The organism is Microbispora siamensis (assembly GCF_016863095.1).
Classification (GTDB): domain Bacteria; phylum Actinomycetota; class Actinomycetes; order Streptosporangiales; family Streptosporangiaceae; genus Microbispora; species Microbispora siamensis.
In genome coordinates this window covers 15,542-40,938 of sequence record NZ_BOOF01000002.1, presented here as the reverse complement: position 1 = coordinate 40,938, position 25,397 = coordinate 15,542, and the positions used below count along the sequence as shown (strand labels likewise).

General features: G+C 73.0%; 27 protein-coding genes and 1 riboswitch. Of the genes, 18 read left to right on the top strand and 9 right to left on the bottom strand.

The genetic code is table 11. The annotated features are described in order from the left end of the window. Positions 1-44 precede the first annotated feature (44 nt). The gene (locus tag Msi02_RS01940) at positions 45-989 is read left to right on the top strand and encodes an ATP-binding cassette domain-containing protein (RefSeq protein ID WP_239108031.1); all 945 of its coding nucleotides are present in this window, start codon (positions 45-47) and stop codon (positions 987-989) included. After that, positions 986-1,837 (top strand): ABC transporter permease, encoded by an 852-nt coding sequence (locus tag Msi02_RS01935; protein WP_308441777.1) that lies wholly within the window; start codon positions 986-988, stop codon positions 1,835-1,837. The genes Msi02_RS01940 and Msi02_RS01935 overlap by 4 nt, the downstream gene beginning before the upstream one ends. Positions 1,838-2,320: 483 nt before the next feature. Here Msi02_RS01935 and Msi02_RS01930 read toward each other — a convergent pair whose 3' ends face one another. Beyond that, positions 2,321-3,160, bottom strand: a complete 840-nt coding sequence (locus Msi02_RS01930) for a deoxyribonuclease IV (protein ID WP_204046782.1) — start codon at positions 3,158-3,160, stop codon at positions 2,321-2,323. Between the two features lie 148 nt (positions 3,161-3,308). Here Msi02_RS01930 and uraD point away from each other — a divergent pair, with 148 nt between their 5' ends. The 9 genes from uraD to alc all read left to right on the top strand — a co-directional run bounded on the left by uraD (position 3,309) and on the right by alc (position 11,314). Beyond that, positions 3,309-3,782 (top strand): 2-oxo-4-hydroxy-4-carboxy-5-ureidoimidazoline decarboxylase, encoded by a 474-nt coding sequence (uraD, locus tag Msi02_RS01925; RefSeq protein ID WP_204046781.1) that lies wholly within the window; start codon positions 3,309-3,311, stop codon positions 3,780-3,782. Further along, positions 3,779-4,126 (top strand): hydroxyisourate hydrolase, encoded by a 348-nt coding sequence (uraH, locus tag Msi02_RS01920; RefSeq protein ID WP_079313309.1) that lies wholly within the window; start codon positions 3,779-3,781, stop codon positions 4,124-4,126. The genes uraD and uraH overlap by 4 nt, the downstream gene beginning before the upstream one ends. Position 4,127: 1 nt before the next feature. Then, the gene (pucL, locus tag Msi02_RS01915; RefSeq protein ID WP_204046780.1) at positions 4,128-5,000 is read left to right on the top strand and encodes a factor-independent urate hydroxylase; all 873 of its coding nucleotides are present in this window, start codon (positions 4,128-4,130) and stop codon (positions 4,998-5,000) included. A gap of 3 nt (positions 5,001-5,003) precedes the next feature. After that, positions 5,004-5,861, top strand: a complete 858-nt coding sequence (locus Msi02_RS01910) for an FAD binding domain-containing protein (RefSeq protein ID WP_204046779.1) — start codon at positions 5,004-5,006, stop codon at positions 5,859-5,861. Further along, entirely contained in the window at positions 5,858-6,364 is a 507-nt protein-coding gene (locus tag Msi02_RS01905) for a (2Fe-2S)-binding protein (protein WP_204046778.1), read from the top strand. Before Msi02_RS01910 ends, Msi02_RS01905 begins: the two co-directional genes overlap by 4 nt. A gap of 86 nt (positions 6,365-6,450) precedes the next feature. Continuing rightward, the gene (locus Msi02_RS01900) at positions 6,451-7,815 is read left to right on the top strand and encodes an 8-oxoguanine deaminase (RefSeq protein ID WP_239108030.1); all 1,365 of its coding nucleotides are present in this window, start codon (positions 6,451-6,453) and stop codon (positions 7,813-7,815) included. A gap of 43 nt (positions 7,816-7,858) precedes the next feature. Then, a complete protein-coding gene (locus Msi02_RS01895) occupies positions 7,859-9,028 on the top strand; it encodes a glycerate kinase (RefSeq protein WP_204046776.1) in 1,170 nt (389 codons plus the stop codon). 10 nt (positions 9,029-9,038) lie between these two features. Then, positions 9,039-10,352, top strand: coding sequence for an allantoinase AllB (allB, locus tag Msi02_RS01890; protein WP_204046775.1), 1,314 nt, complete (start codon positions 9,039-9,041; stop codon positions 10,350-10,352). Next, positions 10,349-11,314, top strand: coding sequence for an allantoicase (gene alc, locus Msi02_RS01885; protein WP_204046774.1), 966 nt, complete (start codon positions 10,349-10,351; stop codon positions 11,312-11,314). Before allB ends, alc begins: the two co-directional genes overlap by 4 nt. 142 nt (positions 11,315-11,456) lie before the next feature. Here the strand turns inward: alc and pknB are convergent, their stop codons facing one another. From pknB to thiO, 4 genes are all read right to left on the bottom strand, one after another. Then, on the bottom strand, positions 11,457-13,463 hold the full coding sequence (gene pknB / locus Msi02_RS01880) for a Stk1 family PASTA domain-containing Ser/Thr kinase (protein ID WP_204046773.1): 2,007 nt from the start codon (positions 13,461-13,463) through the stop codon (positions 11,457-11,459). Positions 13,464-13,661: 198 nt separating this feature from the next. After that, entirely contained in the window at positions 13,662-14,426 is a 765-nt protein-coding gene (locus tag Msi02_RS01875; RefSeq protein WP_204046772.1) for a thiazole synthase, read from the bottom strand. 2 nt (positions 14,427-14,428) lie between these two features. Continuing rightward, positions 14,429-14,629, bottom strand: coding sequence for a sulfur carrier protein ThiS (gene thiS / locus Msi02_RS01870; protein WP_079320013.1), 201 nt, complete (start codon positions 14,627-14,629; stop codon positions 14,429-14,431). Then, positions 14,626-15,762 carry a glycine oxidase ThiO gene (gene thiO / locus Msi02_RS01865; protein ID WP_204046771.1) on the bottom strand — a complete coding sequence of 379 codons (1,137 nt, stop codon included), beginning with the start codon at positions 15,760-15,762 and terminating at the stop codon, positions 14,626-14,628. The genes thiS and thiO overlap by 4 nt, the downstream gene beginning before the upstream one ends. Beyond that, positions 15,751-15,861: riboswitch (TPP riboswitch) on the bottom strand. Its footprint overlaps the gene before it by 12 nt. A 110-nt stretch (positions 15,862-15,971) precedes the next feature. Here thiO and Msi02_RS01860 point away from each other — a divergent pair. The 4 genes from Msi02_RS01860 to thiE all read left to right on the top strand — a co-directional run bounded on the left by Msi02_RS01860 (position 15,972) and on the right by thiE (position 18,904). After that, positions 15,972-16,514: a dihydrofolate reductase family protein gene (locus tag Msi02_RS01860; RefSeq protein ID WP_239108029.1), complete on the top strand. Its 543-nt coding sequence runs from the start codon at positions 15,972-15,974 to the stop codon at positions 16,512-16,514. Positions 16,515-16,625: 111 nt separating this feature from the next. Next, entirely contained in the window at positions 16,626-17,804 is a 1,179-nt protein-coding gene (locus tag Msi02_RS01855; protein WP_204046770.1) for an NAD(P)/FAD-dependent oxidoreductase, read from the top strand. Between the two features lie 43 nt (positions 17,805-17,847). Further along, positions 17,848-18,222, top strand: coding sequence for an Rv2175c family DNA-binding protein (locus tag Msi02_RS01850; protein WP_079320015.1), 375 nt, complete (start codon positions 17,848-17,850; stop codon positions 18,220-18,222). 28 nt (positions 18,223-18,250) lie between these two features. After that, complete coding sequence (gene thiE, locus Msi02_RS01845) at positions 18,251-18,904, top strand: thiamine phosphate synthase (RefSeq protein ID WP_373308228.1); 654 nt, start codon at positions 18,251-18,253, stop codon at positions 18,902-18,904. Between the two features lie 69 nt (positions 18,905-18,973). Here thiE and Msi02_RS01840 read toward each other — a convergent pair whose 3' ends face one another. Continuing rightward, positions 18,974-20,041 carry a polyprenyl synthetase family protein gene (locus tag Msi02_RS01840; protein WP_079320016.1) on the bottom strand — a complete coding sequence of 356 codons (1,068 nt, stop codon included), beginning with the start codon at positions 20,039-20,041 and terminating at the stop codon, positions 18,974-18,976. Positions 20,042-20,181: 140 nt separating this feature from the next. Between Msi02_RS01840 and metF the strand changes: the two genes are divergently transcribed. Further along, complete coding sequence (gene metF / locus Msi02_RS01835; protein WP_079320017.1) at positions 20,182-21,111, top strand: methylenetetrahydrofolate reductase [NAD(P)H]; 930 nt, start codon at positions 20,182-20,184, stop codon at positions 21,109-21,111. Between the two features lie 14 nt (positions 21,112-21,125). Here metF and Msi02_RS01830 read toward each other — a convergent pair whose 3' ends face one another. Both Msi02_RS01830 and Msi02_RS01825 read right to left on the bottom strand, forming a co-directional pair. Continuing rightward, positions 21,126-21,695, bottom strand: a complete 570-nt coding sequence (locus Msi02_RS01830) for a GNAT family N-acetyltransferase (protein ID WP_079320018.1) — start codon at positions 21,693-21,695, stop codon at positions 21,126-21,128. A gap of 44 nt (positions 21,696-21,739) precedes the next feature. Next, positions 21,740-22,216 carry a YbaK/EbsC family protein gene (locus tag Msi02_RS01825; protein ID WP_373308226.1) on the bottom strand — a complete coding sequence of 159 codons (477 nt, stop codon included), beginning with the start codon at positions 22,214-22,216 and terminating at the stop codon, positions 21,740-21,742. Positions 22,217-22,342: 126 nt separating this feature from the next. On the opposite strand from Msi02_RS01825, the gene Msi02_RS01820 reads away from it, so the two are divergent. Beyond that, complete coding sequence (locus Msi02_RS01820; protein WP_239108028.1) at positions 22,343-23,212, top strand: L,D-transpeptidase family protein; 870 nt, start codon at positions 22,343-22,345, stop codon at positions 23,210-23,212. A gap of 406 nt (positions 23,213-23,618) precedes the next feature. After that, positions 23,619-24,056 (top strand): SAV_6107 family HEPN domain-containing protein, encoded by a 438-nt coding sequence (locus tag Msi02_RS01815; RefSeq protein WP_079320021.1) that lies wholly within the window; start codon positions 23,619-23,621, stop codon positions 24,054-24,056. A 25-nt stretch (positions 24,057-24,081) separates the two neighbouring features. On the opposite strand, the gene Msi02_RS01810 is transcribed toward Msi02_RS01815, so the two are convergent. Further along, a complete protein-coding gene (locus Msi02_RS01810; RefSeq protein WP_204046768.1) occupies positions 24,082-25,326 on the bottom strand; it encodes an arginine deiminase in 1,245 nt (414 codons plus the stop codon). Between the last annotated feature and the right edge of the window lie 71 nt (positions 25,327-25,397).

The window sequence follows — 25,397 nt, the reverse complement described above, 5'->3', positions numbered from 1 at the left end:
CTTCCACGTTTGATACTGGGACGTTGATGTCTCATTATGAGCTTATGAAATCTTACTCCATCGTCGCCGAGGGGCTGGGCAAGCGCTACGGCGACACCAGAGCCCTCGACGGGTTCGACCTGCGAGTCGCCGACGGGAGCGTGTGCGCGGTTCTCGGCCCGAACGGCGCGGGCAAGACCACCGCGGTCCGCGTGCTGACCACGCTGGCGCGGCCGGACTCCGGCCGCGCGCTCGTGGCCGGGTTCGACGTCGTGCGGCAGCCGGCCGAGGTGCGCCGCCGGATCGGCCTGGCCGGGCAGGAGGCGGCCGTGGACGAGATCCTCACCGGGCGGGAGAACCTCGAGATGTGGGGGCGGCTCCACCATCTCGGCGCGGCGGCGGCGCGCCGCCGCGCCGGTGAGCTTCTGGAGCGGTTCGGGCTGTCCGGGGCGGCCGACCGGCGGGTCAGGCACTACTCCGGCGGCATGCGGCGCCGTCTCGACCTGGCCGCCGCGTTCATCCAGGCTCCACGCGTGCTCTTCCTCGACGAGCCGACCACCGGGCTCGACCCCCGCAGCCGCACGGAGGTCTGGCGCAGCGTGCGCGGGCTCGCCGACGCCGGCAGCACCGTGCTCATGACGACGCAGTACCTGTTCGAGGCCGACCAGCTCGCCCGGCAGATCGCGGTGATCGACGGAGGCAGGGTGATCGCGGACGACACCCCCGAGCGTCTGAAGTCGCTGATCGGCGGTGACCATCTCGACCTCGTCGTGCGTGATCCCGCCCGCCTCGGTGACGCCGCCGCCGTCCTCGCGGGCGTCGCGCAGGCCGAGCCCGTGGCCGACGCGGACACGCGCCGCCTGACCGCTCCCGTACGCGATCGCGTCGGCGCGCTCACCACGGTCGTACGCGAGCTGGAGCGGCGCGGCATCGAGGTCGAGGACGTCTCCCTGCGCCGTCCCACGCTGGACGAGGTGTTCCTGAGCCTGACGGCGGAGGCGGCCACGTGAGCGCCCTCGCCGTCCCGGACGCCCCGGTGGACGCCCCGGTGGACGCGCCGCCCCGCTGGGGCGAGCGGCTGCGCTGGACGCTGTCGGACGCGTCGGTCATCGCCCGCACCAACCTCAAGCACTGGGTCCGCAACCCGGCCGCGGTCCTCAACCTGACGCTGTATCCGATCGTCATGGTCGTGCTGTTCGGCTACGTCCTCGGCAGCGCGATGAACGTCGCGGGCGGCGGCGACTACCGCGAGTTCCTGATGCCGGGCATGTTCTCGCAGACGATGGCGATGGGGGTGATGACCACGATGACGGTGGTCAGCCTGCAGACCGCCCGCGGGGTGACCGACCGCTACCGCTCGATGCCGATATCGCGGCCCGGCGTGGTGCTCGGCCGCGCCTTCGCCGACATCGTCAACTCGGTGCTCGAACTGCTGGTCCTGCTCGCGTGCGGCCTGGTCGCCGGATGGAGCTGGCACCGGGGGATCGGCGACGCCCTGGCCGCCGTGGGCCTGCTCCTCCTGCTGCGCTTCGCGCTCATCTGGGTGGGGATCTACCTCGGCCTGGCGCTCGCCCCGGAGGCGGCGAGCGCGGCCTGGCTGCCGCTGCTGCCGCTCACGATGCTGGCCAACACCTTCGTGTCCCCGGCGCTCCTGCCGGGCTGGCTCGGCGCGATCGCGGAGTGGAACCCGCTGTCGGCCACGGTCGCCGCGTGCCGGATGCTGTTCGGCAACCCCGGATGGCAGGGCGGATCCTGGGCCGCCGAACACGCCCTCACGCTGGCGATCGGCTGGCCACTGCTGATCACGCTCGTCTTCCTGCCCCTGTCGGCCCGCCGCTACCGCCGTCTCGGCAGGTGAGCCGTGCACTCTCGCCGGGGGCGCGCGGCTGGGCGGGGGGTGTCTTCGCGCGCCCCGATCTACCGCTCGTCGTCTCCCGGGGCCCGCTCGTCGTGCGGGAGCGGGCCGCATGGCGCTAACTAGAGACCGCTCGTCCGAACGGCCATCCCGCCGCCCGACTACACCTCGTAGTCTTTCGCACGTCGCAAGACACGCGGGGTAATCACAAAGTGAGCAGGTTGTCACCAGGTGGTTACCAAGCGGGGCCCTACTCGGGGGGGAAGGGCCCCGCCCACGCGTATCGGGGGGGTGCGCGGCGATCCGGCCATACGGGGGCGCCGGATCGCCGCGAACGCCCCATTCCTGCTTTTCCCCGCGAGGCCGCTGCCCCCGAACACCCGGCGCCGCCACCCCGGAACGCCCGGCGCCGCTGCCCCGGACGGCGGGTGCTGCCGAGAAACCCCGCTGCGGTGCGGTGTCCGGCGGGCCGGGGAACGCGACCGGTCAGTCGCCGCGCAGCTTCTTGAGCAGTTCGATGTCCTCGCGGTGCTTCTCCACCTTGCCCGGGGTCTCGATGCAGATGGGCACCCCCGCGGCCGTGGGGTGGCGCATCAGCTCGCCGAACGCCTGGGCGCCGATGTGCCCGGCCCCGATGTTCTCGTGCCGGTCGCGCTTCGAGCCGCAGGGGTCCTTCGAGTCGTTGGCGTGGATCAGCTTGAGCCGGCCAGGGGCCACGTCGTTCAGCGCGTCCATCATCTCCTTCACTCCGCCGGGCGCGGCCAGGTCGTGGCCCGCCGCGAAGGCGTGGCAGGTGTCGAGGCAGACGCCGACCTTGGGATGGTGGTCGAGGGCCTCCAGGTAGGGCCCGAGGTCCTGGACGGTCGCACACAGCATCTGGCCCTGGCCCGCCATCGGTTCGAGCAGCAGGTCGGGGCCGTCGTCGGGCAGCTCGTCCAGCACCGGCAGCAGGCGCTCGTGGATCTGGCGCATCGCGGCCTCGCGCGGCTGGCTCACGGCCGAGCCGGTGTGGACGACCACGCCGAGCGCGCCGGTCTCGACGCCCCTGCGCAGGGTGTGCCGGATCACCGCGATCGAGTTCTCCAGGGTCTCCGGCGTCGGCGACCCGCAGTTCACGAGATAGGCGGCGTGCAGGAAGACCGGCACGCCCGACTCGCGCAGCTTGGCGTCCTCGGCGGGGTTCCCCTCGCTGAGCGCCCAGCCCCGCGGGTTGGTGACGAAGACCTGGATCATCTCGGCGCCGATGTCGGCCGCGTACTTCAGCCCGCCCTTGGCCAGGCCGCCGGCGACGAAGACGTGCCCGCCGATGAGATTGGAAGAAGTCATGATGCCCCCAGAGTATTGGCACGGGATGTTGCTGCAGGCTGGTGCCGCCCCCTTTGTCACAACGTACAAAGCGGCCCCCCGAGCAGGGCGTCCGGTTCGGACTTCGCGCCGCTGGACCCGCCTCGGGCCCGGCGGTTGACTGACGGGCATGCGCGAACTCAGCCGGGAGGACCTGCGGTCCTGCTGCGCCTCCGCCAGGTGGGTGGAGGCGGTCGCCGCGCGCGGGCCGTTCCGGGATCTCGACGGGCTCCGCCGCGCGAGCGAGTCGGCTCTCGCGGCGCTGACCTGGGAGGACGTACTGGAGGCGCTGGCGGCGCACCCGCGGATCGGTGAGCGGCCCGGCGGCGGGGGACGCGAGGCCGCGTGGTCGCGGGCGGAACAGTCCGGGACCGCGGAGGCCGGACGCGACGTGCTGGGCGCGCTCCGCGAGGGCAACGCCGCCTACGAGAGCCGGTTCGGCCACGTCTACCTGGTCTGCGCCACGGGCCGGGAGGCCGGCGAACTGCTGACGCTGCTGCGGGACCGGCTCGGCAACGACGAGGAGACCGAGCGCAAGGTGGTCGGGGACGAGCTGTCCAAGATCGTCGCGTTGCGGCTGGCCAAGCTCTGGGAGGGCCGGTGAGCCTTTCGACGCACGTGCTCGACACCGCCGCCGGGCGGCCGGCCAAGGACCTGTCCGTACGGCTGTCGCGGCGTGCCGCGCACGGGTTCGTGCCAGTGGCGGAGGGCCGCACCGACGGCGACGGCCGCATCCGGGAGTGGACGCCCCTGGGCCGGGAGTGGGACCCGGCGGCGGATCCCCGCCCGGGGACCTACCGGCTCGTGTTCGACACCGGCGGCTATCTGGGGGACGAGGCGTTCTTCCCCGAGGTGAGCGTCGTGTTCGCCATCCGGGAGGCGGGCGAGCACTACCACGTGCCGCTGCTGCTGAGCCCGTTCGCCTACTCGACCTACCGGGGGAGCTGACGTGGCCGTTCTGGGGCCCAACAGGTACGGCAAGGCCGAGACGAGGGTCGTGCGGGTGACCCGGCACGGCGACGCCCACCGGATCAAGGACCTCACGGTCAGCACCTCGCTGTCGGGCGACATGACCGAGGTGCACCTGAGCGGGGACAACTCCGCAGTCCTGCCCACCGACACGCAGAAGAACACGGTCTTCGCGTTCGCGAAGAAGCACGGCGTCGGGGCGATCGAGGACTTCGCGCTGCTGCTCGCGCGTCATTTCGCGGACTCCCAGCCCGCGATCCACCATGCGAGGGTCGCCGTCGAGGAGCACGCCTGGGAGCGCAACGGCGCGTTCGGGCACTCCTTCGTCCGCTCGGGCCGGGAGGTCCGCACCTGCGTGGCCCACTACGACGGGACGCGGTCGTGGGTGGTCTCCGGGCTGCGCGACCTCGTCGTGCTCAACACGACCAACTCCGAGTTCTGGGGCTTCGCCAAGGACGAGTACACGACGCTGCCGGAGACCCGCGACCGCGTCCTGGCCACCGCCGTGGACGCGGCGTGGCGGCACGCGGACGCCTCACAGGGCGCCTCGCAGGACTGGGACAAGGCCTACGAGAACGCGCGGGGCGCGCTGCTCGCGGCCTTCGCCGACACCTACAGCCTGTCCCTGCAGCAGACGCTGTACGCCATGGGCACGCGCGTGCTGGCCGAGTGCCCGGGAGTCTGCGAGGTGCGGCTGTCGCTGCCGAACAAGCACCACTTCCTGGTGGACCTGGCGCCCTTCGGGTTGGACAACGACGGCGAGGTCTTCTTCGCCGCCGACCGGCCGTACGGGCTGATCGAGGGCACGGTGCTGCGCGAGGACGCGCCCGCCGCCGGCCCGGCCTGGGAGTAGCCGATGGACTTCCTGCGACCGCGGACCTGGGCGGAGGCCCTGGCACTGAAGGCCGGGCGGCCCGAGGCCACGCCGCTCCAGGGCGGCACCGACGTCATGGTGGAGATCAACCTCGACAAGGGCCGTCCGGCCGCCCTGCTCGACCTCACGCCGATCCCCGAGCTCCGGGAGTGGTCGCGGGAGGGCGTCGAGATCCGCGTGGGCGCGGGCGTGACCTACTCCCGGCTGATCGCCGAGCTCGGGACCGAGCTGCCCGGACTGGCCCAGGCGTCCCGCACGGTCGGGTCGCCGCAGATCCGCAACCGGGGCACGGTGGCGGGCAACCTCGGCGCGGCCTCGCCCGCGGGCGACAGCCACCCGCCGCTGCTGGCCTGCGGGGCGGTCGTGGAGGCCGAGTCGGTGCGCGGCACCCGGCTGATCCCGATCGGAGAGTTCTACACCGGTGTGAAGCGCAACGCGCTCGCCCCCGACGAACTGATCCGCGCCGTGCGCGTCCCGGCCGCCACCGGCCCGCAGTACTTCTCCAAGATCGGCACCAGGAACGCCATGGTGATCGCGGTGTGCTCGTTCGCGGTCGCGCTGCACCCGTCCGGGCGCCGGGTGGGCACCGGCATCGGCTCGGCCGCGCCGACCCCGCGCCACGCCCCGCGGGCCGAGGACTTCGCGTCCGGCGAACTGGACTGGGACGGCCGCCGCCCGCTCGATCCCGGTGTGGCACGCCGATTCGGCGAACTCGTGGCCGCCTCCGCCGCGCCGATCGACGACGTGCGGGGCCGCGCCGCCTACCGCACGCACGCCCTGGCCGTGATGGCGCGCCGCGCGCTCGGCTGGGCGTGGGACGACTTCAGGGGGAACTCATGAGGGTGAACCTCACGGTGAACGGCCGCCCGATGACGGCCGACGACGTGTGGGAGGGCGAGAGCCTGCTGTACGTCCTGCGCGAGCGGCTCGGCCTGCCGGGTGCCAAGAACGCCTGCGAGCAGGGCGAATGCGGCTCCTGCACCGTCTATCTCGACGGCACCCCGGTTTGCGCGTGCCTCGTCGCCGCCGGTCAGGCGGAGGGACGCGACGTGGTGACGGTCGAGGGCCTGGCGACCTCCGGCGGCGGGCCGGACGCCGGGTTGAGCGACGTTCAGCGGGCGTTCGTGGACGCGGGGGCCGTGCAGTGCGGCTTCTGCACGCCCGGTCTCGTCGTCCAGGCCCACGCGCTGCTCGCGGACGCCGAGGGGGTGCCACGGGACGCCGACATCCGGGAGGCCCTGGCCGGCAACCTGTGCCGCTGCACCGGATACGAGAAGATCCTCGACGCGGTGCGCCTGGCCGCCGCCCGCCGCGCGGGTGCCGACTCCGGCTTCCGCACATGACGGGGCCGCACATGAACGGGCCTTCGCACATGACGGGGTCCGTGGATCGTCCGGCCGCGCCCGCATCGTCCACACCGGGAGTCCCGTTGCCCCAGAGCCCACGTCCCGTGGTCGTCGAGAACGCCTACGTCGTCCCGGTCGCAGGGGAGGAGATCCCGTCCGGCCACGTCGTGGTGGAGGGCGGCCTGATCACGGCGGTCGGCCCCGGACCGGCGACGGCCGTGCCCGAGGGGGCGGAACGCGTCGACGGTGCCGGCTGCCTGGTCACCCCCGGACTGGTCAACACCCACCACCACCTCTACCAGTGGGCGTCCCAGGGGGTGACACCGGACGGCACGCTGTTCGAGTGGCTGGTGGCGAGCTACCGGTTGTGGACCCGGATGGACGCCGAGGTGGTGGCGGGCGCCGCGACGGCGGGGCTGGCCTGGCTGGCCCTGTCGGGCTGCACGACCTCGACCGACCACCACTACATCTTCCCCAAGGGCAGGGGAGACCTCTTCGAGGCGGAGATCGAGGCCGCGCGGCGGATCGGGCTGCGCTTCCATCCCTGCCGGGGGTCCATGGACCGGGGCGCCTCGCGCGGTGGCCTCCCGCCGGACGAGGTCGTGGAGGACGTCGACGAGATCCTCCGGGCCACCGACGACGCGATCCGGAAATATCATGATCCGTCGTTCGGGTCGATGCTGCGTGTCGCGGTCGCCCCCTGCTCGCCGTTCTCGGTCAGCGGCGAACTCATGACCCGCTCGGCCGAACTCGCCCGCTCCCACGGCGTACGGCTCCACACGCACGTGGCGGAGACGGCCGACGAGGACGAGCACTGCAGGGAGCAGTTCGGCGTGCTGCCCGTCGAATACCTCGACCGGCTCGGCTGGCTGGGTCCCGACGTGTGGCTGGCCCACTGCGTCCACCTGACCGACAAGGACGTGCGGCGCCTCGCCGAGACCGGCACGGGCACGGCCCACTGCCCGTCCTCCAACGGCCGTCTCGGCGCCGGCATCGCCCGGATCTCCGACCTGCTGGCCGCGGGTGCGCCGGTCGGCCTCGGCGTCGACGGCGCGGCCTCCAGCGAGATGACCCCGCTGGCCGGGGAGATCCGCATGGCCGTGCTCACGCAGCGGGCCAGGTACGGCCCGCGCGCGCTGACCGCCCGCCAGGCCCTGGAGATGGCCACGCTCGGCGGCGCCCGCTGCCTCGGCCGTGAGGCGGAGATCGGCTCGCTGGAGCCCGGCAAGCTCGCCGACGTGGCGCTGTGGCGGCTCGGCGGCTTCCACGCCGCGATCGACGATCCCGTTGTCGCGTTCGCGTACGGCGCCACCCCGCCGCTCGCCCGGCTGCTCGTGGGCGGCAGGACCGTGGTGGACGACGGGGAGTTGCGCACCGTCTCGGGGGCGGAGGCCGCACGGGCGGGGGCCGACGCCCACCGCAGGCTGACCACCATGGATCATGTCTGAGGCGTTCCCGGACACGATCGAAGGGCCACAGGTGAGCCGCACCATGACAGGACACGTCGTCATCGCGCCGGACAAGTTCCGCGGGTCGCTGACCTCGCCCGAGGTGGGCGCGCACGTGGCCGCCGGACTGCGTCTCCCGGGATCGGGGGACGTCCCGGTCGTCGAGCTGCCGGTGGCCGACGGCGGCGACGGCACCGTGGACGCGGTCGTGGCGAGCGGCTTCACCCGGGTCGAGACGGAGGTGACCGGACCGGCCGGCGACCCGGTCACCGCGAGCTACGCCGTGCGCGACGAGCCAGGTGCGCGGGTCGCGGTGATCGAACTGGCCGAGGCGTCGGGCCTGCGCCGGCTGCCGGGCGAGCCGGTGCCGCTGACCGCCACCAGCCGCGGCACCGGCGAGCTGATCGCCCACGCCGTACGGCACGGCGCGACGCGGATCGTGCTCGGCCTGGGCGGCAGCGCCTGCACCGACGGCGGCGCGGGGATGGCCCAGGCCCTCGGCGTACGGCTGCTGGACGCCCACGGAGCCGACCTGCCGCCGGGCGGGGCCGCGCTGCGCGACCTGCACACGATCGACGCCTCCGGCCTGCTGCGCGGGTTCGAGGTGATCGTGGCGAGCGACGTGGACAACCCGCTGCTCGGGCCGTACGGCGCGGCGGCGGTGTACGGCCCGCAGAAGGGCGCGAGCCCGCAGGACGTGGCCGTGCTGGAGGCCGGGCTCGCCCGGCTGGCGGCTGTGGCCGCGCACACCCACGGCCTGGCGGGCGCGGCCGAGCACGACGGCGTCGTGCGCGCGATGGGCGTGGCCGGGCGGCCGGGTGCGGGCGCCGCCGGCGGGGTGGGCTTCGGCGCGCTGACGTTCCTCGACGCGGAGATCCGGCCCGGCATCGGCTACCTGCTGGATCTGGTGGAGTTCGACCGGCACGTGGAGGGTGCCCGGCTGGTGATCACGGGCGAGGGCTCGATCGACGAGCAGACCCTGCGCGGCAAGACCCCGGTGGGCGTGGCCGCCGCCGCGGCCAAGCACGGCGTGCCGGTCGTGGCCGTCTGCGGGCGGCGCACCGTCGGCGACGACGAGCTGAGGGCGGCCGGCATCGAGGCGGCGTACGCGCTGACCGACATCGAGCCCGACGTGAGCCGCTGCGTGGCCGAGGCCGGGCCGCTGCTGGAGCGGCTGGCGGCGCGGATCGCCGCCGGACATCTCATGACATGAGGAGTGGCGCGTGGGGGAACCGTACGACCTGGTGGTGAGGTCCCGGCGGACCGTGACCCCGGAGGGGGAGCGCCCGCTGGCCGTCGCCGTGCGCGGCGGCGTGATCGCGGCCCTGCGCCGGTACGAGGAGAAGGTCGCGGCGGAGGAGTCCGCCGACCTCGGCGACCTGCCGCTGCTGCCCGGGCTGGTCGACTCCCACGTGCACGTCAACGAGCCCGGCCGCACCCACTGGGAGGGCTTCGCGACCGCCACCAGGGCGGCGGCGGCCGGGGGCGTGACCACGATCGTCGACATGCCGCTGAACTCGCTGCCCCCGACCGTGGACGTGGCGGCGCTTGAGGTCAAGCGGAAGGCCGCCGAGGGCCGGTGCCACGTGGACGTCGGCTTCTGGGGCGGCGCGATCCCCGGCAACCTCGCCGACCTGCGGCCCCTGCACGAGGCCGGCGTGATGGGCGTCAAGTGCTTCCTGTCCCCGTCGGGGGTCGACGAGTTCCCCGCGCTCGACCGCGACGGGCTGCGGGCCGCGCTGGCGGAGGTGGCGGCCTTCGACGGCCTGCTGATCGCGCACGCCGAGGACCCCGGGTTTCTGTCCGAGCCCGGCGGTCCCGCGTACGACGACTTCCTGCGGTCGCGCCCGCAGGAGGCCGAGCGCCGGGCCGTCGAGCAGGTGATCGCCCTCGCGGCGGAGACGGGCGCGCGGGCGCACATCGTGCACGTGTCGGCCGCCGCCTGCGTCGAACCGCTGCGCGCCGCCCGGGCGGCGGGAGTGCGCGTCACCGCCGAGACCTGCCCGCACTACCTGACCCTGGCGGCCGAGCAGGTCACCGGGCCCGCCTACAAGTGCTGCCCGCCCATCCGGGAGGCCGCCAACCGCGACGCGCTGTGGCGGGCGCTCGCCGACGGCGTGCTGATGGGGATCGTCTCCGATCACTCCCCGTCGACGCCCGACCTCAAGGTGCCCGACTTCGCCGCCGCCTGGGGCGGGATCTCCTCCCTCCAGGTCGGCCTGCCCGTCGTGTGGACCGCCGCACGCGCCAGGGGCTACGGCCTTGCCGACGTGGCGCGCTGGATGGCCGAGGGACCGGCCCGCCTCGCCGGCCTGCCCCACAAGGGGGCGATCCGGGTGGGCAACGACGCGGACCTCGTCGCCTTCGACCCCGACGCCGGGTTCACGGTGGACGTCGCGGCGCTCCACCACCGCAACCCGGTGTCCCCCTACCACGGCGCGCGGCTGACGGGCGTCGTGCGCACCACCTGGCTGCGCGGCACGCCCGTCGATCTCGCCACGCCGCGTGGCCGGCTGCTGACGAGGAGGGCCCGATGACCGGCTTCACCCACCTGCCCGACCTCGCCCTGCGCACGTACGGCGGGTCGGTCGTGGCCGCCAACGACGAGTCGTTCGCCGAACGGGAGGCCCTGATCAGGCCGGGACCGGCCGAGTTCCGGCCGCACACCTTCGGGGCCAAGGGCCAGGTCTACGACGGCTGGGAGACCCGGCGGCGGCGCGAGCCCGGCCACGACTGGGCGATCGTGCGGCTCGGCCTGCCGGGAGTCATCAGGGGCGTGGTCGTGGACACCGCGTGGTTCCGCGGCAACTACCCGCCGTACGCGTCGGTCGAGGCCTGCGCGGCCGAGGGCCACCTCGCGCCGGACGAGCTGGACGGCTGGGTGGAGATCGTGCCGAAGAGCCCGCTGAAGGGCGACGCGGTCCACGAGTTCGCCGTGACCGACCCCCGCCGCTTCACCCACGTGCGGCTGAACGTCTTCCCCGACGGCGGCGTCGCGCGGCTGCGCGTCCACGGGCGGGTCGTGCCCGACCGGACGTTCCTGGAGGGACTCACCGTCGACCTCGCCGCGCTGGAGAACGGCGGCCTGGTGACGGCCTGCTCCGACGAGTTCTACTCCTCGCCGAACAACGTCCTCGCGCCCGGCCTGGCCCGCAACCAGGCCGAGGGCTGGGAGACCGCCCGCCGCCGCGACGGCGGCAACGACTGGCTCGTCGTCGCCCTGGCCGGGCCCGGCCGGGTGGCCGTCGCCGAGATCGACACGACCAACCTGGTGTTCAACGCCCCCGGCTGGGCGTCCCTGAAGGGCATCGACGCGGACCGGACGCCACTGGAGGACGCGGACGCCTGGTTCCCGCTGCTGCCCAGGACACGCCTGCAGCCCGACACCCGTCACCGCTTCCGTCTCGACGACGACCGCCGCATCACCCATGCCCGGCTCGACATCTACCCCGACGGCGGCCTCGCCCGCCTCCGCCTCCTCGGCACCCTCACCCCCTGAGCCCTGTCGTTACGGCGGACTTGACGATCATGGAGTGCCGTCGACAGACTGGCCGAGGCCGGCCCCGGGCTGGGGCCGCCCGCTGGTCGACAGGATCGAAGCGGCGTGGCGACGGCCGCGGTCGGAATGGCCGGCCTGGGCGTCAGTGCCAGATGGTGATCGTGGTGCCCGGCGGTTGCTGGCCGAGCGGCTTCTCGCCGACGACGCGGTCCGTGCCCACCAGCTTGCGGACGTTGACCTTGAAGCCGGCCGCCTTCAGCTCCACCACGGCGTCCTTGACGGACTTGAACATCACGTCGGGCACGTTGACGACGGCGGGCGGGCTCTGGCTGGGGTCGGCGGGGTCGGTCTCCCACGGCCAGTGGAAGCCCTGGTCCGGGCCGCGCGAGGCCGTCAGGTGGACGGTCGCCCCGGCCACCACCTCGGCGCCTCCGGGAGGGTCCTGCGCGATCACGGTGCCCGGCGGGGCGTCGTCGACGGTCTCGTCGATCTGGACGTTGAAGCCCTTCTCGCGCAGGAACTTCTCCGCCTGGTCGCGCATCATCTGCATGACGTCCGGCATCAGCAGCCCGGCGCTGACGACGAAGTTGACCGTGCTGCCCTTCTTGACGCGCTTGCCCACCGGCGGGTTGGTACGGATGACCTGGTCGCGGGGGATGGTGTCGCTCGCGCTCTTGCTCACCCGCCCGGGGGTCAGCCCGACCTCGGCGATCTTCGCCCGCGCGTCCGTCAGGCTGAAACCCTCGACCTTCGGCACGGGGATCGTCTCCGGGCCGGCCGACGGGATGAGGGTGAGCACCGAGCCCTTGACCACCTCGGCGCCGAGTCCCGGGTCGGTGTCCAGGACGACGTCCTTGGGCACCTTGTCGTCGAACCGTGCCTCGCCGATCCTGACCTCGAAACCGGCCTGCTGCGCCTCCTGCCTGGCGACCGTGACGGGCTTGTTCACCAGGTCGGGGACCTTCGTGTAGCGGCCCTGGGAGAACCACCAGCCGGTGAAGGTGACGCCCGCCACCATGACGAGGGCCAGCGCGGCGACGAACCACACAGGCCTGATCCTGCGTCCTCGCCGCCGCGTCTCGGGCCGGCCCGTCAGCAGCTCAGAGCGCGGCTGGATCATCGTCCGGCCGAGCGGCGACTCGGGCTCCGCGAGCGCGTGCTGCGCGGTGCCGAACGACGAGGCCCCTCCGGCAGGCGGGATGGTCCGGTGCGCGCCCGTCCGTACGCCGCTGTGGGCGCCGGTGTGGGCACCGCTGTCATGGGCCCCGTGGGGGGCGGCGTGCGCGCCGGTGTGCCCGGTCTTCGGCAGCGTACGGTGGATCTCGACCGCGGCGACCAGCATCGCCGTCGCGTCCGCCGGGCGCCCGGCGGGGTCCTTGTCGGTGGCCGCGGCGACGAGCGCGTCGATCGGCGGCGGCACGTCGGGCACGATCGAGGACGGCGCGGGGACGGTCTCGTGCACGTGCCGGTAGGCGATCGACATCGGCGTCTCGCCCGCGTACGGCTGCCGCCCGGTGAGCAGCTCGAACAGCATGATCCCTGCGGCGTACACGTCGCTGCGGGCGTCGGCCGTGCCGGCCGTGACCTGCTCGGGCGACATGTAGCCGATCGTGCCGATCATCATGCCGGTCTTGGTCTGGTTGGTCGCCTCGATCGCGCGGGCCAGGCCGAAGTCCACGACCTTCACCCGGCCGTCGTCGGCGAGCAGCACGTTCTCGGGCTTGACGTCGCGGTGGATGAGCCCGGCCTGGTGGGCCGCGCCGAGGGCGGCGAGCACCGGGATGACCATCTCCAGCGCCTCGCGGGCCGGGAGACGGCCGCGCCGGCGCAGGACGTCGCGGAGCGTCCGCCCGGGGACGTACTCCATCGACAGGTAGACGTGCGCCCCGTCGGTGCCCTGGTCGAAGACCTGCACGATGTTGGGGTGCGAGAGGCTGGCCACCGACTTGGCCTCGCCGATGAACCGCCGCACGAACTGCGGGTCCTCGGCCAGCGAGCGGTGCATCACCTTGACGGCGACCGTGCGGTCGAGCCGGACGTCCAGAGCCAGGTATACGGAGGCCATGCCACCCCGGGCGATCCGGGACTCGACGCGGTAGCGCCCGTCGAGCAACTGCCCCACGAGCGGGTCGGTTAGCGTCGTGTCCACTCGCCAGAGTTTACGGGTGATTTGCCGCCCGGCGTGTTCCCGAATCCCAAACCGAGACCTATTCGGCCGCCTCCCGCGCCGTCCGAAAAGCCGTGCCGATTCCGAAAACCGGGTTTACCAGACGAGGAATGGCGCGCCCTCCCACCCGCCCGCGAAGACGTCTCAGGATGGGGGCGGGGGAGGACGGCTGGTGGCGATTCAGGAGAGGCGGGCGGGGGAGGACGCCTCGGCGTAGCGGCGGCGGGGGATGCGTCCGGCGAGCCGGGCCAGCCGCCCCGCCGTGACCGCCTGCCGCATCGCCGCGGCCATCAGGCCGGGCCGGTGTGCCCGGGTCACGGCGGTCGCCAGCAGCACGGCGTCGCAGCCCAGCTCCATCGCCAGCGCGGCGTCGCTGGCGGTGCCGATGCCCGCGTCGAGGATCACCGGCACCGTGGCGCCCTCGACGATCAGCTCGATGCTGTGCGGGTTGCGGATGCCCAGACCGGAGCCGATCGGGGCGCCGAGCGGCATCACGGCGGCGCACCCGGCGTCCTGGAGCCTGCGGGCCAGCGCCGGGTCGTCGCCGATGTACGGCAGCACCACGAAGCCGTCGGCGACCAGCCGCTCGGCGGCGTCGAAGGTCTCGATCGGGTCGGGCAGCAGGGTGCGCTCGTCCGCGATGACCTCCAGCTTGACCCAGTTGGTCTCCAGCGCCTCGCGGGCGAGACGGGCGGTCAGCACGGCCTCCCCGGCGGTGAAGCAGCCCGCCGTGTTCGGCAGCACCTTGATGCCGCGGGCGCGCAGCACGTCCAGCACCGAACCGCGGGACTCCGGGTCGAGCCTGCGCATCGCGACGGTCGTCATCTCGGTGCCGGACGCCTCCAGCGCCTGGTCGAGCACCTCCAGCGACGGCGCGCCGCCGGTGCCCATGATGAGCCGCGAGGTGAACTTCTCCCCGCCCAGCACGAGGATGTCGTCGGTCATGCTCACCCTCCCTGCACGGCCGTGAGCACCTCGACGCCGTCGCCGTCGGCGACCTGGGTGGAGTCCCAGGCGCTCCGGCTCACGACTTCGCCGTTCAGCGCCACCGCGACCCCGGACGTGAGGGCCGTGAGGGTCCGTACGGCGTCGCCGACCGTGGCGCCGTCCGGCAGCTCGGCCGCGCCTCCGTTGATCGTGACTTTCATCGACTGAATCTCCCTGGATCGCAGAACCGGGCGACCGGGGGCACCTCGTCGCCGGTGAGGAACGCGGCGACGGCGTCGGCCGTGATCGGGGACAGCAGCACCCCGTTGCGTCCGTGCCCGGTCGCCGCGAGCACGCCGGGCGGCCCGGCCGGGCCGATGAGCGGCAGGTTGTCGGGCGTGCCCGGGCGGAAGCCGGCCGTCGTCTCGGCGAGTTCGAGCTCGGTGATGCCGGGCACCAGCTCGCGGGCGTCGCGCAGCAGCTCGTACACGCCTCCGGCGGTGACCCGCGCGTCGTACCCCATCTCCTGGGTCGTGGCGCCCAGGGTGATCTCTCCGTCGCCCCGGGGGACCAGGTAGGCGGGGGAGCCGTGCACCAGCCCCCTGACGCAGCGGGTGAGGAACCCCCGGGGCCCGCGCAGCCGGAGGATCTCGCCCTTGACCGGGCGCACCGGCAGGCCGGGCAGCAGGGAAGCCGACCACGATCCGGCCGCCACGACGACCTGTCCGGCCGCGACGACGCCGCCGGACTCCAGCCGTACGGAGGGAGCGCCCGGCCCCTGGGCGTCGATTTCGGCGACGCGCTCGGTCACCAGCGTGCCGCCCGCCTTCTCGAAGGCGGCGAGGAGGGCGCGCACGACCCTGCGGGGGTTGACCCAGGCGTCGTCGCGGGCCAGCAGCCCGCCGCGTACGGAGGGGGAGAGCATCGGCTCGAAGGAGCGGCACTCGCGCCCGGTGAGCCGCTCGACCCGCAGGCCGAGCGTCCGCTCGAAGGCCGCGAGGTCGTCGAGGAAGGCCATGTCGTCCGCGCCGCGGGCGACCTCCAGCGTTCCCTCGGTCCGGTAGTCGAGGTCGGCGCCGGTCTCGTCCTCCAGCTCCGCCCGGAACGCCGGCCAGGCCGCCAGCGACGCGAGGCCGAGCCGCAGCAGCGGCTCCTCCGTGTAGGTCACCTCGCTGACCGGCGCGAGCATCCCGGCCGACGCGTGCGTGGCGCCGCCTCCGGGCGCGGGGTCGACCACCGCCACCGAAAGGCCCCGCCGCGCGGTGCGCCAGGCCGCGGCCAGGCCCTCCACCCCGCCGCCCACGATCACGACGTCGTAGCCGGGCTGCGCGCCGGATGGCGGTGTGTGGGACACAGCGCTCCCTTCGCCGGCATTACCCGGATCAGGTCGGGGCGGTCGAGAGCCGCACGCTCTCCTCTCAGCCCGGTCCGCCGGGCTCCCGCGCGTCTTACCCCCACAAGGGTAGTACGCCGCCCGAAACGGCCGATCGCCGGATCGGCGGGTTCGGGGCCTCCCGCCGGAGCATGATGGCCCGACGCGGATCGACTCGACGGAGGTATCCCATGGCCACGATGCTGTACTCGGCCACCATGTCCCTGGACGGCTTCATCGCGGGGCCGGGCGGCGACATGTCCTGGCTGACCGAACACCTCGGGCCCAACCCGACCGTGGACGAGCTCATTGGCGACGTCGGCGCGCTGCTCGTCGGCAACCGCACCTTCCGCGGGGACGACCCGTACCGGGACACCCCGCAGGAGGGTGAGCCGTTCGGCGGCGGGTGGAGCGGGCCGCAGTTCGTGCTCACCCACGACGTCCCGGCCGCGCCGGTGCCCGGCGTGACCTTCGTGACGGACCTCGGCGCCGCCGTCGCGGCGGCCAAGTCGGCCGCCGGGGACAAGTACGTCAACGTGCTGGGGGCCGACGTCGCCGCGCAGTGTCTCGACGCGGGCCTGCTCGACGAGATCCTCGTGTGCGTGGCGCCGGTCATGCTCGGCGACGGCGTCCGGCTGTTCTCCCGCGCCGGCGGGGCCCGCGTGCGGCTCGAAAGGACCGGCGTCACGCACGTGCCGCACGCGACGAACATCTGGATGCGCGTGGTGAGGTGACGACGCGGCCGGCTTCACAACGTGGGCCCCCGCGGAAGTGCGCGTCAATTGCCCAACTCGTTATGGGGGGCCCGTTGGCCAGGGCCCCCGTTGACAATCTATGGTCAAGCTGTGGATCACGTCGTGGTGGTGGGTGCCGGCCTGGCCGGCGTGCGAAGCATCGAGGCGTTGAGGTTCCGTGGGTTCACCGGACGCATCACGCTCATCGGCGAGGAACACCATCGCCCCTATGACCGGCCGCCGCTGTCGAAGGCGGTGCTGCTCGGAGAGACCGACTCCACCGTGGTCGACTCCGACCTCGACGCCCTCGACGTACGGCTGTGCCTCGGCACGGCGGCCAAGGGCCTGCGTGACGGCGTGCTGGAGACGACCGAGGGCGAGCTGGAGTACGACGGCCTGGTGATCGCCACCGGCGCCACGCCGATCCGCCTGCGCGGTGAGGGCCGCCAGCACGTGCTGCGCACGATCGAGGACGCGCTCGCGCTGCGCGAGCGGCTGGTCCCCGGCGCCCGCGTGGCCGTCGTCGGGGCCGGCTGGATCGGCGCCGAGGTCGCCACCGCGGCGGCCAGAGCCGGTTGTACGGTGACCGTGGTGGAGGCGGGGGAGAGCCCGCTCGCCGTGGCGCTCGGGCCCGCCGTGGGCAGCCACACCACCGACTGGTACGCCCGGGCGGGCGTCGAGCTGCGCCTCGGCGCGCTGGTCGGCACCGTGGACGCCGACGGCCTCACGCTCATGTCCGGCGCCCGGGTGCCGGCCGACGTGGTCGTCACCGGTGTCGGGGTGCGCCCCGCCGTCGACTGGCTGAAGGGGTCGGCGGTCCGGCTCGACAATGGGGTGGTGGTCGACGAGCACCTGCGCACGTCGCTGCCCAACGTGGTCGCGGTGGGCGACTGCGCGAACTGGTGGTCGCGCAGGTTCCGCACCCGGCTGCGGGTCGAGCACTGGGACACCGCGCTCCAGGCCCCCGACACGGCCGCCGCCACCCTGCTGGGGGAGGAGGCGGTCTACGACCCCGTGCCGTACTTCTGGTCGGAGCAGTTCGGTCACATGGTGCAGTTCGCCGGTCACCGGGAGGCCGGCGACCGCATGGTGCTGCGCGGCGATCCGCGCAGGGACGCGAAGTGGGCGGTGTGCTGGCTGACGGCGGACGACCGGCTCGCCGCGGTGCTCACCGTCGACCGGCCGCGCGACGTGGTGCAGGGCCGCAAGATCGTCGAGAGCGGCCGTCGGCTCGACCCCCTGCGGGTGGCCGATGCGGCCGTGCCGCTCCGCGACTGCATTATGGCGTAATCGAGGTGTTTCCTGGCAGCTCGCCTGTGGTAATGGTGGATCCGTGACGCTTACTGTTGCGAAGATCGACCGGGAGACCGACCAGCTCGTAGGGGAGTGGCTCCCCCTCTCGGAAGCCGCCGAGAAGCTGGGACTCAGCGTCGGCCGCGCCAAGCAACTCCTGAAGGACAAGAAGCTCGTCGGCGTCCGGCGGGGCGGCGGCGAGCCGCAGATCCCGGCGGTGTTCATCGCGGACGGCGAGGTGCTCAAGGGCCTGCCCGGCACGCTCACGGTCCTGTCCGACGCCGGGTACGACGAGGTGGAGTCGATCCGGTGGCTGTTCACCCCGGACGACTCGCTGCCGGGGTCCCCGATCGACGCGATCGTGAAGGGCCGGCACACCGAGGTCAAGCGCAGGGCCCAGGCCCTCGGCTTCTGACCGTACCGCCGCATGGCATTGTGGTCGGGTGAACGACATCCGGCGACAGCGGCTCGCGCAGGCCAGGCTCTACCTCTGCACTGACGGCAGAAGGGACCGCGGCGACCTGGAGAAGTTCCTCGACGCGGTCCTGTCCGGCGGGGTGGACATCGTCCAGCTCAGGGAGAAGGGCCTGGAGGCGCGCGAGGAGCTGGACCTGCTCGAGGTCTTCCGCGCGGCCTGCGACAGGCACGGCGCGCTGCTGGCGGTCAACGACCGGGCGGACGTGGCCTACGCCGCCCGGCCCGACATCCTGCACCTCGGCCAGGACGATCTCCCGGTCCCGGTGGCCCGGGAGATCCTCGGTCCCGATGTCCTCATCGGCAGGTCCACGCACTCGGCGGCCGAGGCGTCGGCCGCCGCCGTGGAGCCGGGGGTGGACTACTTCTGCTGCGGGCCGATCTGGCCCACGCCCACCAAGCCCGGCCGCCCGGCGCCCGGCCCCGCGCTGCTCGAGCACGCCGCGCGCCTGGGCGCCGACCGGCCGTGGTTCGGCATCGGCGGCATCGACCTGGGCAACCTCGACGAGGTGATGGCGCACGGCGTGCGCCGCGCCGTGGTCGTCCGGGCCGTGACCGAGGCCGACGACCCCGGCGCCGCCGCAGCCGCGCTCAAGGCCCGGTTGTCCGCCGTCCCGCTCTGACCGGAACGCCTCCTCCGGGCCCGTCCCGCCGGCCCGGTGGCGGGCGGCGGTCCGGGCCGCGTGGTCTCGTCAGGTGCGGCGGGACGTGGCGGCGACGGCCAGGGCGGCCAGCGCCTTACGGGCCTCCTCCTCGATCGGCGCCTGCTCGAGGGCGTGCAGCGCGTCGTCGAGGTAGCGCTTGATCATGCCTTCGCACGCGGCCAGCGCGCCGGTCTCCTCGATCACCGTACGCAGCCGCCCGACCCCCTCGGCGTCCAGCCCGGGGTCGCCGAGCAGGGCTCGTACGACCTCCGTCTGGGCGGGGGTGGCCGAGGCGAGCGCGCGCGCGATCAGGACGGTCCGCTTGCCCTCGCGAAGGTCGTCCCCGGCGGGCTTGCCGGTCTCCGCCGGGTCGCCGAAGACGCCGAGGATGTCGTCGCGGAGCTGGAAGGCGATGCCCACCTGCTGGCCGTACTGCACGCAGAGCCGGTCGATCCAGGCGTGCCGGGCCCGGGCGGCGAGGACGAGCCCGAGCCGGAGCGGCTGTTCGACGGAGTACTTGCCGCTCTTGTACAGCGCCACCCGCAGGGCGCTGTCGAACGTGCTCTCGCCCTGCGCCTGTTCGAGCAGGTCGAGGTACTGCCCGCACATCAGCTCGGTGAGCATGTAATCGTGCAACGGCTGGGCGGCGGCCATCGCCTCGGGCGCCAGGCCGCTGGTGCGCCACATCTCCCCGGACCACACCAGCAGCAGGTTCCCCAGCAGCACGGCCGAGCCCTCGCCGAACTGCCGGGCGGAGCCGTGCCAGCCCGCCTCGGTGTGCATCCGCTCGAACCGGCGGTGCGCCGACGGCATGCCCCTGCGCACGTCGCTCGCGTCCATGACGTCGTCGTGGATGAGCGCGCTGGCCTGAAGGAGTTCCAGCGAGGCGGCGGCGGTGTGCAGTCCCGGGTCGTCGCCTCCCCCGGCGGCGCGCCATCCCCAGTGGCAGAAGGCGGGACGCAGCCGTTTGCCGCCCGCCAGGAAGTCCTCCGCGGCGGACAGCAGGGCGGCCAGATGAGGGTCACCGAAGTGTGGTCGCTGCCGGTCGAGGAACTCCCGGAGTGCGCGGTCCACCTCCGTACGGATGGAATCGAGCGAGGCGGCGGAAGCGGTCATGCTCTGAGACTAACCGGGGTTGATCCGGACACCCAGCATCAGATCCCCTTCAAGTGGGTTAACTCACTCTGTTAGGGAAAACGTCCACATAGCAAGACCGCGGGGGCCGCGAAAACCGTCCTCGCTGTACCCTTGCCGGTATGGCTCTCGGTCTGCCCTCGCGGCTTCCTGATCGCGTCCCGACGGTCCGCGAACTGCTGGCGGCGGGCGAGCGCTCGTTCTCGTTCGAGTTCATGCCTCCGAAGACGGACGAGGGGGAGCGCCAGCTGTGGCGGGCGATCCGTGAGCTGGAGGCGCTGCGGCCGACGTTCGTCTCCGTGACCTACGGCGCCGGCGGCTCGACCCGGGATCGCACGGTGGACATCGTCGAGCGGCTGGCGCACGAGACGACGCTGACCCCCGTCGCCCACTTCACCGCGGTCGACCACTCGATCCGCGAGCTGCGCCATCTCGTCGGCAGGTTCGCCGACGCGGGCGTGCGCAACATCCTCGCCGTACGCGGCGACCCGCGCGGCGGCAACCCCCTGGACGAGTGGGTCAAGCATCCGGAGGGCGTCCTGTACGCCGAGGAGCTGGTGCGGCTGATCCGCCAGGCGGGCGACTTCTGCGTGGGGGTGGCGGCCTTCCCGTACAAGCACCCCAGGTCGGCGACCATCGAGTCGGACACCAGGTATTTCGTGCAGAAGTGCCGGGCCGGCGCGGACTACGCGATCACGCAGATGTTCTTCAGGGCGGAGGACTACCTGCGGCTGCGCGACCGCGTGGCGGCCCACGGGTGCGACACCCCGATCATCCCCGGCATCATGCCCGTCACGCAGATGAGCACGATCGCCCGGTCGGAGCAGCTGTCCGGCGCGCCGTTCCCGCCGGAGGTGGCCGAGCGGTTCGAGGCCGTCGCCGACGACCCGGCCGCGGTCCGCCGCCTCGGCATCGAGCACGCCGTCGAGCTGTGCCAGAAGCTTCTCGACGAGGGCGCGCCCGGCATCCACTTCATCACCTTCAACCGGTCGAGCGCGACCCGCGAGGTGTTCCAGGCGCTGCACAGCGTGCCCGCCGCCGTCGCCGGCTGAGCCGGCCGGTCCCGTCAGCCCTCGCGTGCCGCGCGCTCGGACAGCGGCAGCCGTACCCCCGCGATGACGTACTCCTCGTAGCCGCCGGGGAAGACGAACCGGGTCATCAGGTCGGCGAACCCGACGTCCCGGTAGAGATGCCGGGCCACCGTGGGGGCGTCGTGCGTCGACAGCACGGCCGTACGCTCAGGGCGGCCCTCGCACAGCGTGTGGATCATCCGCCGGCCGATGCCCTGGCCCTGATACTCGGGGCGCACGTGGACCTCGGCGATCTCCAGGGCGTCGCCGAACCAGTCCTCCGCCACCACCGGCCCGGCCCGGTCCTGCAGCGCCCCGCGTACGACGTCGTGCCACCACTGCCCCTGGCCGCCGTGGAAGCCGTACGCGAATCCGGCGATCCCGGAGGCCTGCGTGTCCTCCGCGAGCACGCAGTCGAAGTCGGGATAGGTGGCGTGGTTACGCATGATCGCCATGCGGCCCGCGAGCTGGTCCGACGGCGGGCGCATGGCGACCGTGTAGATCTCCAGCACCGTGTCCAGCACCGCCCTGAATTGGTCGGGGCCCACCCGTCGCAGTCGGATCACGCGTCGCACACTAGCAAAACGGCGCCCGGCCGGTCCGGCAGGCGTCACTCCACCTCGGCGGCCGTGCCCCCGGTGATGCGCAGCAGCTCGTCGTAGGACGTGGGGAAGACGGTGTGGGGATGCCCCGCGGCCGCCCACACGACCTCGTGCTTGCTCAGCCAGCTGTCCACCAGCGTGCGTACGGGCGCGGGGTGCCCGACCGGGGCGACGCCGCCGATGGGCTGCCCGGTGTGCTCGCGGACGAACTCCGGTGTGGCCCGCCGCACCTTCGCCGCGCCCACGAGCCGCGCGACCAGCTCGGTGTTCACGCGGTGGGCGCCGCTGGTCAGCACCAGCAGCGGCGCGCCGTCCGCGTCGAAGATCAGGCTGTTGGCGATCGCGCCGACCTCGCAGCCCAGCTGGGCCGCCGCCGTGGCGGCCGTCGGGGCGGCCTCGCCCAGCACGACGACCTCGCCCGCCACCGCGTGGGCTCGCAGGGCCTCCTGGACCCGGACGACGTTGGGATGCAACTTTTCTGCCACCTGGTCACTCTAAACGGATTGCCAGGACATACGCGGCCGATTATGGCCACTTACGATCACGCGGCGCACAATCGGACCGTAAAGTGAGTCCTTTGATCGAGTAACGGGCTTATGAGGGGGTTGGTCATGATGAGGAGTCGACGGCGACTGCTCCTCGCGGTGGGGGCCGTGACGTTCGCGACGGGCTTCGCGGCGACCGGCGTCGCCGGCACGGCGCAGGCGCGCACCGCCGCCCCGGCGGGGGTGGTGACCACGGGGACCGTGCTCCCGGCGTTCTCGGTGTCCTCGGCGCTTCCCGCGCTCCCGGCACGAGGCGCCGTCCCCGCCCGCGCCACCGGTTATCCGCAGTTCGCCGCCCCGGGCAAGACGCTCAAGCTCGGCGCCAAGGGCTCCGCCGTGAAGGCGTTGCAGGCCAGGCTCAAGGAGCTCGGGTATGTGCCCGGCAGCGTCGACGGCCGGTACGGCGGCACCACCATGATGGCGGTCTGGGCGTTCCAGAAGGTGCAGGGGATCAAGCCGACCAGCACGGTCGCCGCCCGCACCTGGAAGGCGCTGGAGAACCCCCGGGCGCCCCAGGTCCTGGTGCCCAGGGGCAAGGCGACCCGCGTCGAGGTGAACCTGACCAAGCAGGTGATGGTTCTGTACCGGGGCGGCGCGCCGGTGCTGATCAGCCACATCTCCAGCGGCAGCGGCATCCCCTACACCGAGTACGCCACCTGGAACGGCAAGCGGCAGCGCTTCTCCGGCAGCGCCCGCACGCCGACCGGCGACTACGCGACCACCTGGCGGGTCAAGGGCTGGCACCGGTCCTACCTCGGGCAGCTCTACAACCCGATCTTCTTCAACGGCGGCATCGCGCTCCACGGCGCGCTGTCGGTGCCGCTCTACCCGGCGTCGCACGGCTGCGTGCGGCTGCCGATGAACGTGGCCGAGATCCTGCCCGGCATGCTCGGCAAGGGCGTCCCCGTGCACGTCAGGGGCGCCTTCAGGCGCTGATCCCGTCCCCCCGGAGGGGCCCCGCGCGAGGTGTCGCGCGGGGCCCCTCCGTCGTCTCGTGCCCGTGTTTCGAACGCGGTCCTCGAACACGTATTCGTTGACAGTCTTGACAGAGGACATGATCGAATCTATGTTCGATGGAGTGGGCGTGGGACTCGCGGCTCGCGCCCACCCCGTTGGATTCGTGCCTTCGTCGTCGGCGGAGACGGATGCGGCACGGCCCGCGGCGTGGGCCGGACGGGGAGAGGGGAAGCTCCTCGTCCGGCCGCCCACGGGAGCCTGAGAAAGCGTCGGGCGATCTCGAGCGGTTCACGGGATCTCCCGGCCGGCGAAATTGTCGGTGCGATCTGCGACTGTGAGGTCACCGGCGACCTTCGCCGGAGTGCCACGACTCAAGGAGGCGGGCATGACTGAGCAGAACGACGATCAGAAGAGCGGGCCCCGGCTCTCGCAGGCGGTTCTGGCACACCTCGCGGACGCCAGGGCATGCCTCGCCGACGCCACCGTCGGGCCCACCCCCGCGGACCGCTACGTGTCGGCCCATCTGGCGGCCCTCCGCGCGGCCGCCGGAATCCTCGCGGCCCGTCCACGGCCGATGGACGGCCGCAGGCGGCGGCTGCGCAGCGCCTGGGAGCTGCTGCCGGAGGCCGAGCCCAAGCTCGCGGACTGGGCGGCCTACTTCGCGGTGACCGCGACCAAGCGCGCGGCGGCCGAGGCCGGAATGGTCCGGGCCGTCACGCAGAACGACGCAGAGGAGATCATAGCGGAGGCGGACAGGTTCGTCGGCGAGGTCGAGTCGATCCTCGGCCTGCCCGGCCGCCCCACGCTGCCCATGGCCGGCTGACCTCCGCCCAGACGCCGTCGCGTGGTCAGACGGGGTCGCGCTCCAGCGGGCAGGTCATGCACCGCGGCCCGCCGCGTCCGCGGCCGAGCTCGCTGCCCCGGATCGTGATGACCTCGATTCCGTGCCTGCGCAGATGGTTGTTGGTCGTGGTGTTGCGCTCGTAGGCCACGACCACGCCGGGTTCCAGTGCCAGCACGTTGCAGCCGTCGTCCCACTGCTCGCGCTCGGCCGCGTGCACGTCCTGCGTCGGCGTGAGGACCTTGATGTCGTCCAGGCCGAGGGCCCGCGCGATCGCCTTGTGCATGTCCTCCGGCGGGTGGTCGGTGACCTTCAGCTCCTTGTCGGTGTCGCCCGGCTCCACCGTGTACGACGGGAGCATGCCGAGCCCGGCGTACTTGGTGAACACGCCCACGTCGACGTTGGTCATCACGGTGTCGAGGTGCATGAACGCACGGGTCTTGGGCAGGTCGAGCGCCACGATGCGGGTCGCCGACCCCGCCCGGAACAGGTTGGTCGCCAGCATCTCCACGGCCTGCGGCTGGGTGCGTTCGCTCACCCCGACGAGCACGACGCCGTTGCCGAGCACCAGGACGTCGCCGCCCTCGATGGTGGCCGGGGCCATGCGCACGCCCTCGTACCAGACGTTGAACCCGCCGCCGTCGGGGTTGCCGTACCCCGCGGCGAACAGCGGGTGCCACCGGTAGACCGCCTCGTAGTTGACGGTCTCCCGCCTGCGCGCCTTCTTGCGCATCGGGTTGATCGACACCCCGTCGTACACCCAGCAGGAGGTGTCGCGGGCGAACAGGTGGTTGGGCAGCGGCGGGAGGACGAAGTCGTCCAGACCGAGCGTGTGGAAGGCGATGGAGCCGGGGTCGCAGCCCAGCTCCATGATCTCGCGTTTGGTGATCCCGCCGGTCAGCAGCGGCGCGAGCGTGTCGGCGTCGAGGGCGTCGAGCGTGTTGCGGATCGCGTCGGCGGCCAGCGGGCCGAACCAGTGCTCGTCGACGCTGCCGTCGAGGATGTGCTTGCGCGCGTCGGGGATCTCGATCACCTCCCGCAGGAGGTCGCCGAGGTGGTGCACCTCGACGCCGCGCCCGGCGAGCACCTCGCACCACTCCCGGTGCTCCTCCAGCGCGCGGTGCACCCAGAGCACGTCGTCGAACAGCAGGCCGTCCTTGTTGCCCGGGGTGAGCCGCTTGAGCGCGAGTTCGGGTATGTCGACCAGGACCCGGCGCAGCCTGCCCACCTCGGAGCCCACGTAAAACGTCATGTCCTGCCTATCCCCGCGTGGCGGGAATCACTCGTACGGGCGGCTCCCCGTTGCGGCGGCGCCGCCCGTGA

Excerpts from the sequence above, each read along its gene's own strand:
- Msi02_RS01895 (WP_204046776.1), top strand. The coding sequence starts at position 7,859 with ATGACAGGACACGTCGTCATCGCGCCGGACAAGTTCCGCGGGTCGCTG.
- metF (WP_079320017.1), top strand. The coding sequence starts at position 20,182 with ATGGCTCTCGGTCTGCCCTCGCGGCTTCCTGATCGCGTCCCGACGGTC.
- Msi02_RS01820 (WP_239108028.1), top strand. The coding sequence starts at position 22,343 with ATGATGAGGAGTCGACGGCGACTGCTCCTCGCGGTGGGGGCCGTGACG.
- Msi02_RS01810 (WP_204046768.1), bottom strand. The coding sequence starts at position 25,326 with ATGACGTTTTACGTGGGCTCCGAGGTGGGCAGGCTGCGCCGGGTCCTG.
- Msi02_RS01930 (WP_204046782.1), bottom strand. The coding sequence starts at position 3,160 with ATGACTTCTTCCAATCTCATCGGCGGGCACGTCTTCGTCGCCGGCGGC.
- Msi02_RS01910 (WP_204046779.1), top strand. The coding sequence starts at position 5,004 with ATGGACTTCCTGCGACCGCGGACCTGGGCGGAGGCCCTGGCACTGAAG.
- Msi02_RS01875 (WP_204046772.1), bottom strand. The coding sequence starts at position 14,426 with ATGACCGACGACATCCTCGTGCTGGGCGGGGAGAAGTTCACCTCGCGG.
- uraD (WP_204046781.1), top strand. The coding sequence starts at position 3,309 with ATGCGCGAACTCAGCCGGGAGGACCTGCGGTCCTGCTGCGCCTCCGCC.
- Msi02_RS01815 (WP_079320021.1), top strand. The coding sequence starts at position 23,619 with ATGACTGAGCAGAACGACGATCAGAAGAGCGGGCCCCGGCTCTCGCAG.
- Msi02_RS01905 (WP_204046778.1), top strand. The coding sequence starts at position 5,858 with ATGAGGGTGAACCTCACGGTGAACGGCCGCCCGATGACGGCCGACGAC.
- Msi02_RS01940 (WP_239108031.1), top strand. The coding sequence starts at position 45 with ATGAAATCTTACTCCATCGTCGCCGAGGGGCTGGGCAAGCGCTACGGC.
- Msi02_RS01840 (WP_079320016.1), bottom strand. The coding sequence starts at position 20,041 with ATGACCGCTTCCGCCGCCTCGCTCGATTCCATCCGTACGGAGGTGGAC.
- alc (WP_204046774.1), top strand. The coding sequence starts at position 10,349 with ATGACCGGCTTCACCCACCTGCCCGACCTCGCCCTGCGCACGTACGGC.
- Msi02_RS01860 (WP_239108029.1), top strand. The coding sequence starts at position 15,972 with ATGGCCACGATGCTGTACTCGGCCACCATGTCCCTGGACGGCTTCATC.
- thiS (WP_079320013.1), bottom strand. The coding sequence starts at position 14,629 with ATGAAAGTCACGATCAACGGAGGCGCGGCCGAGCTGCCGGACGGCGCC.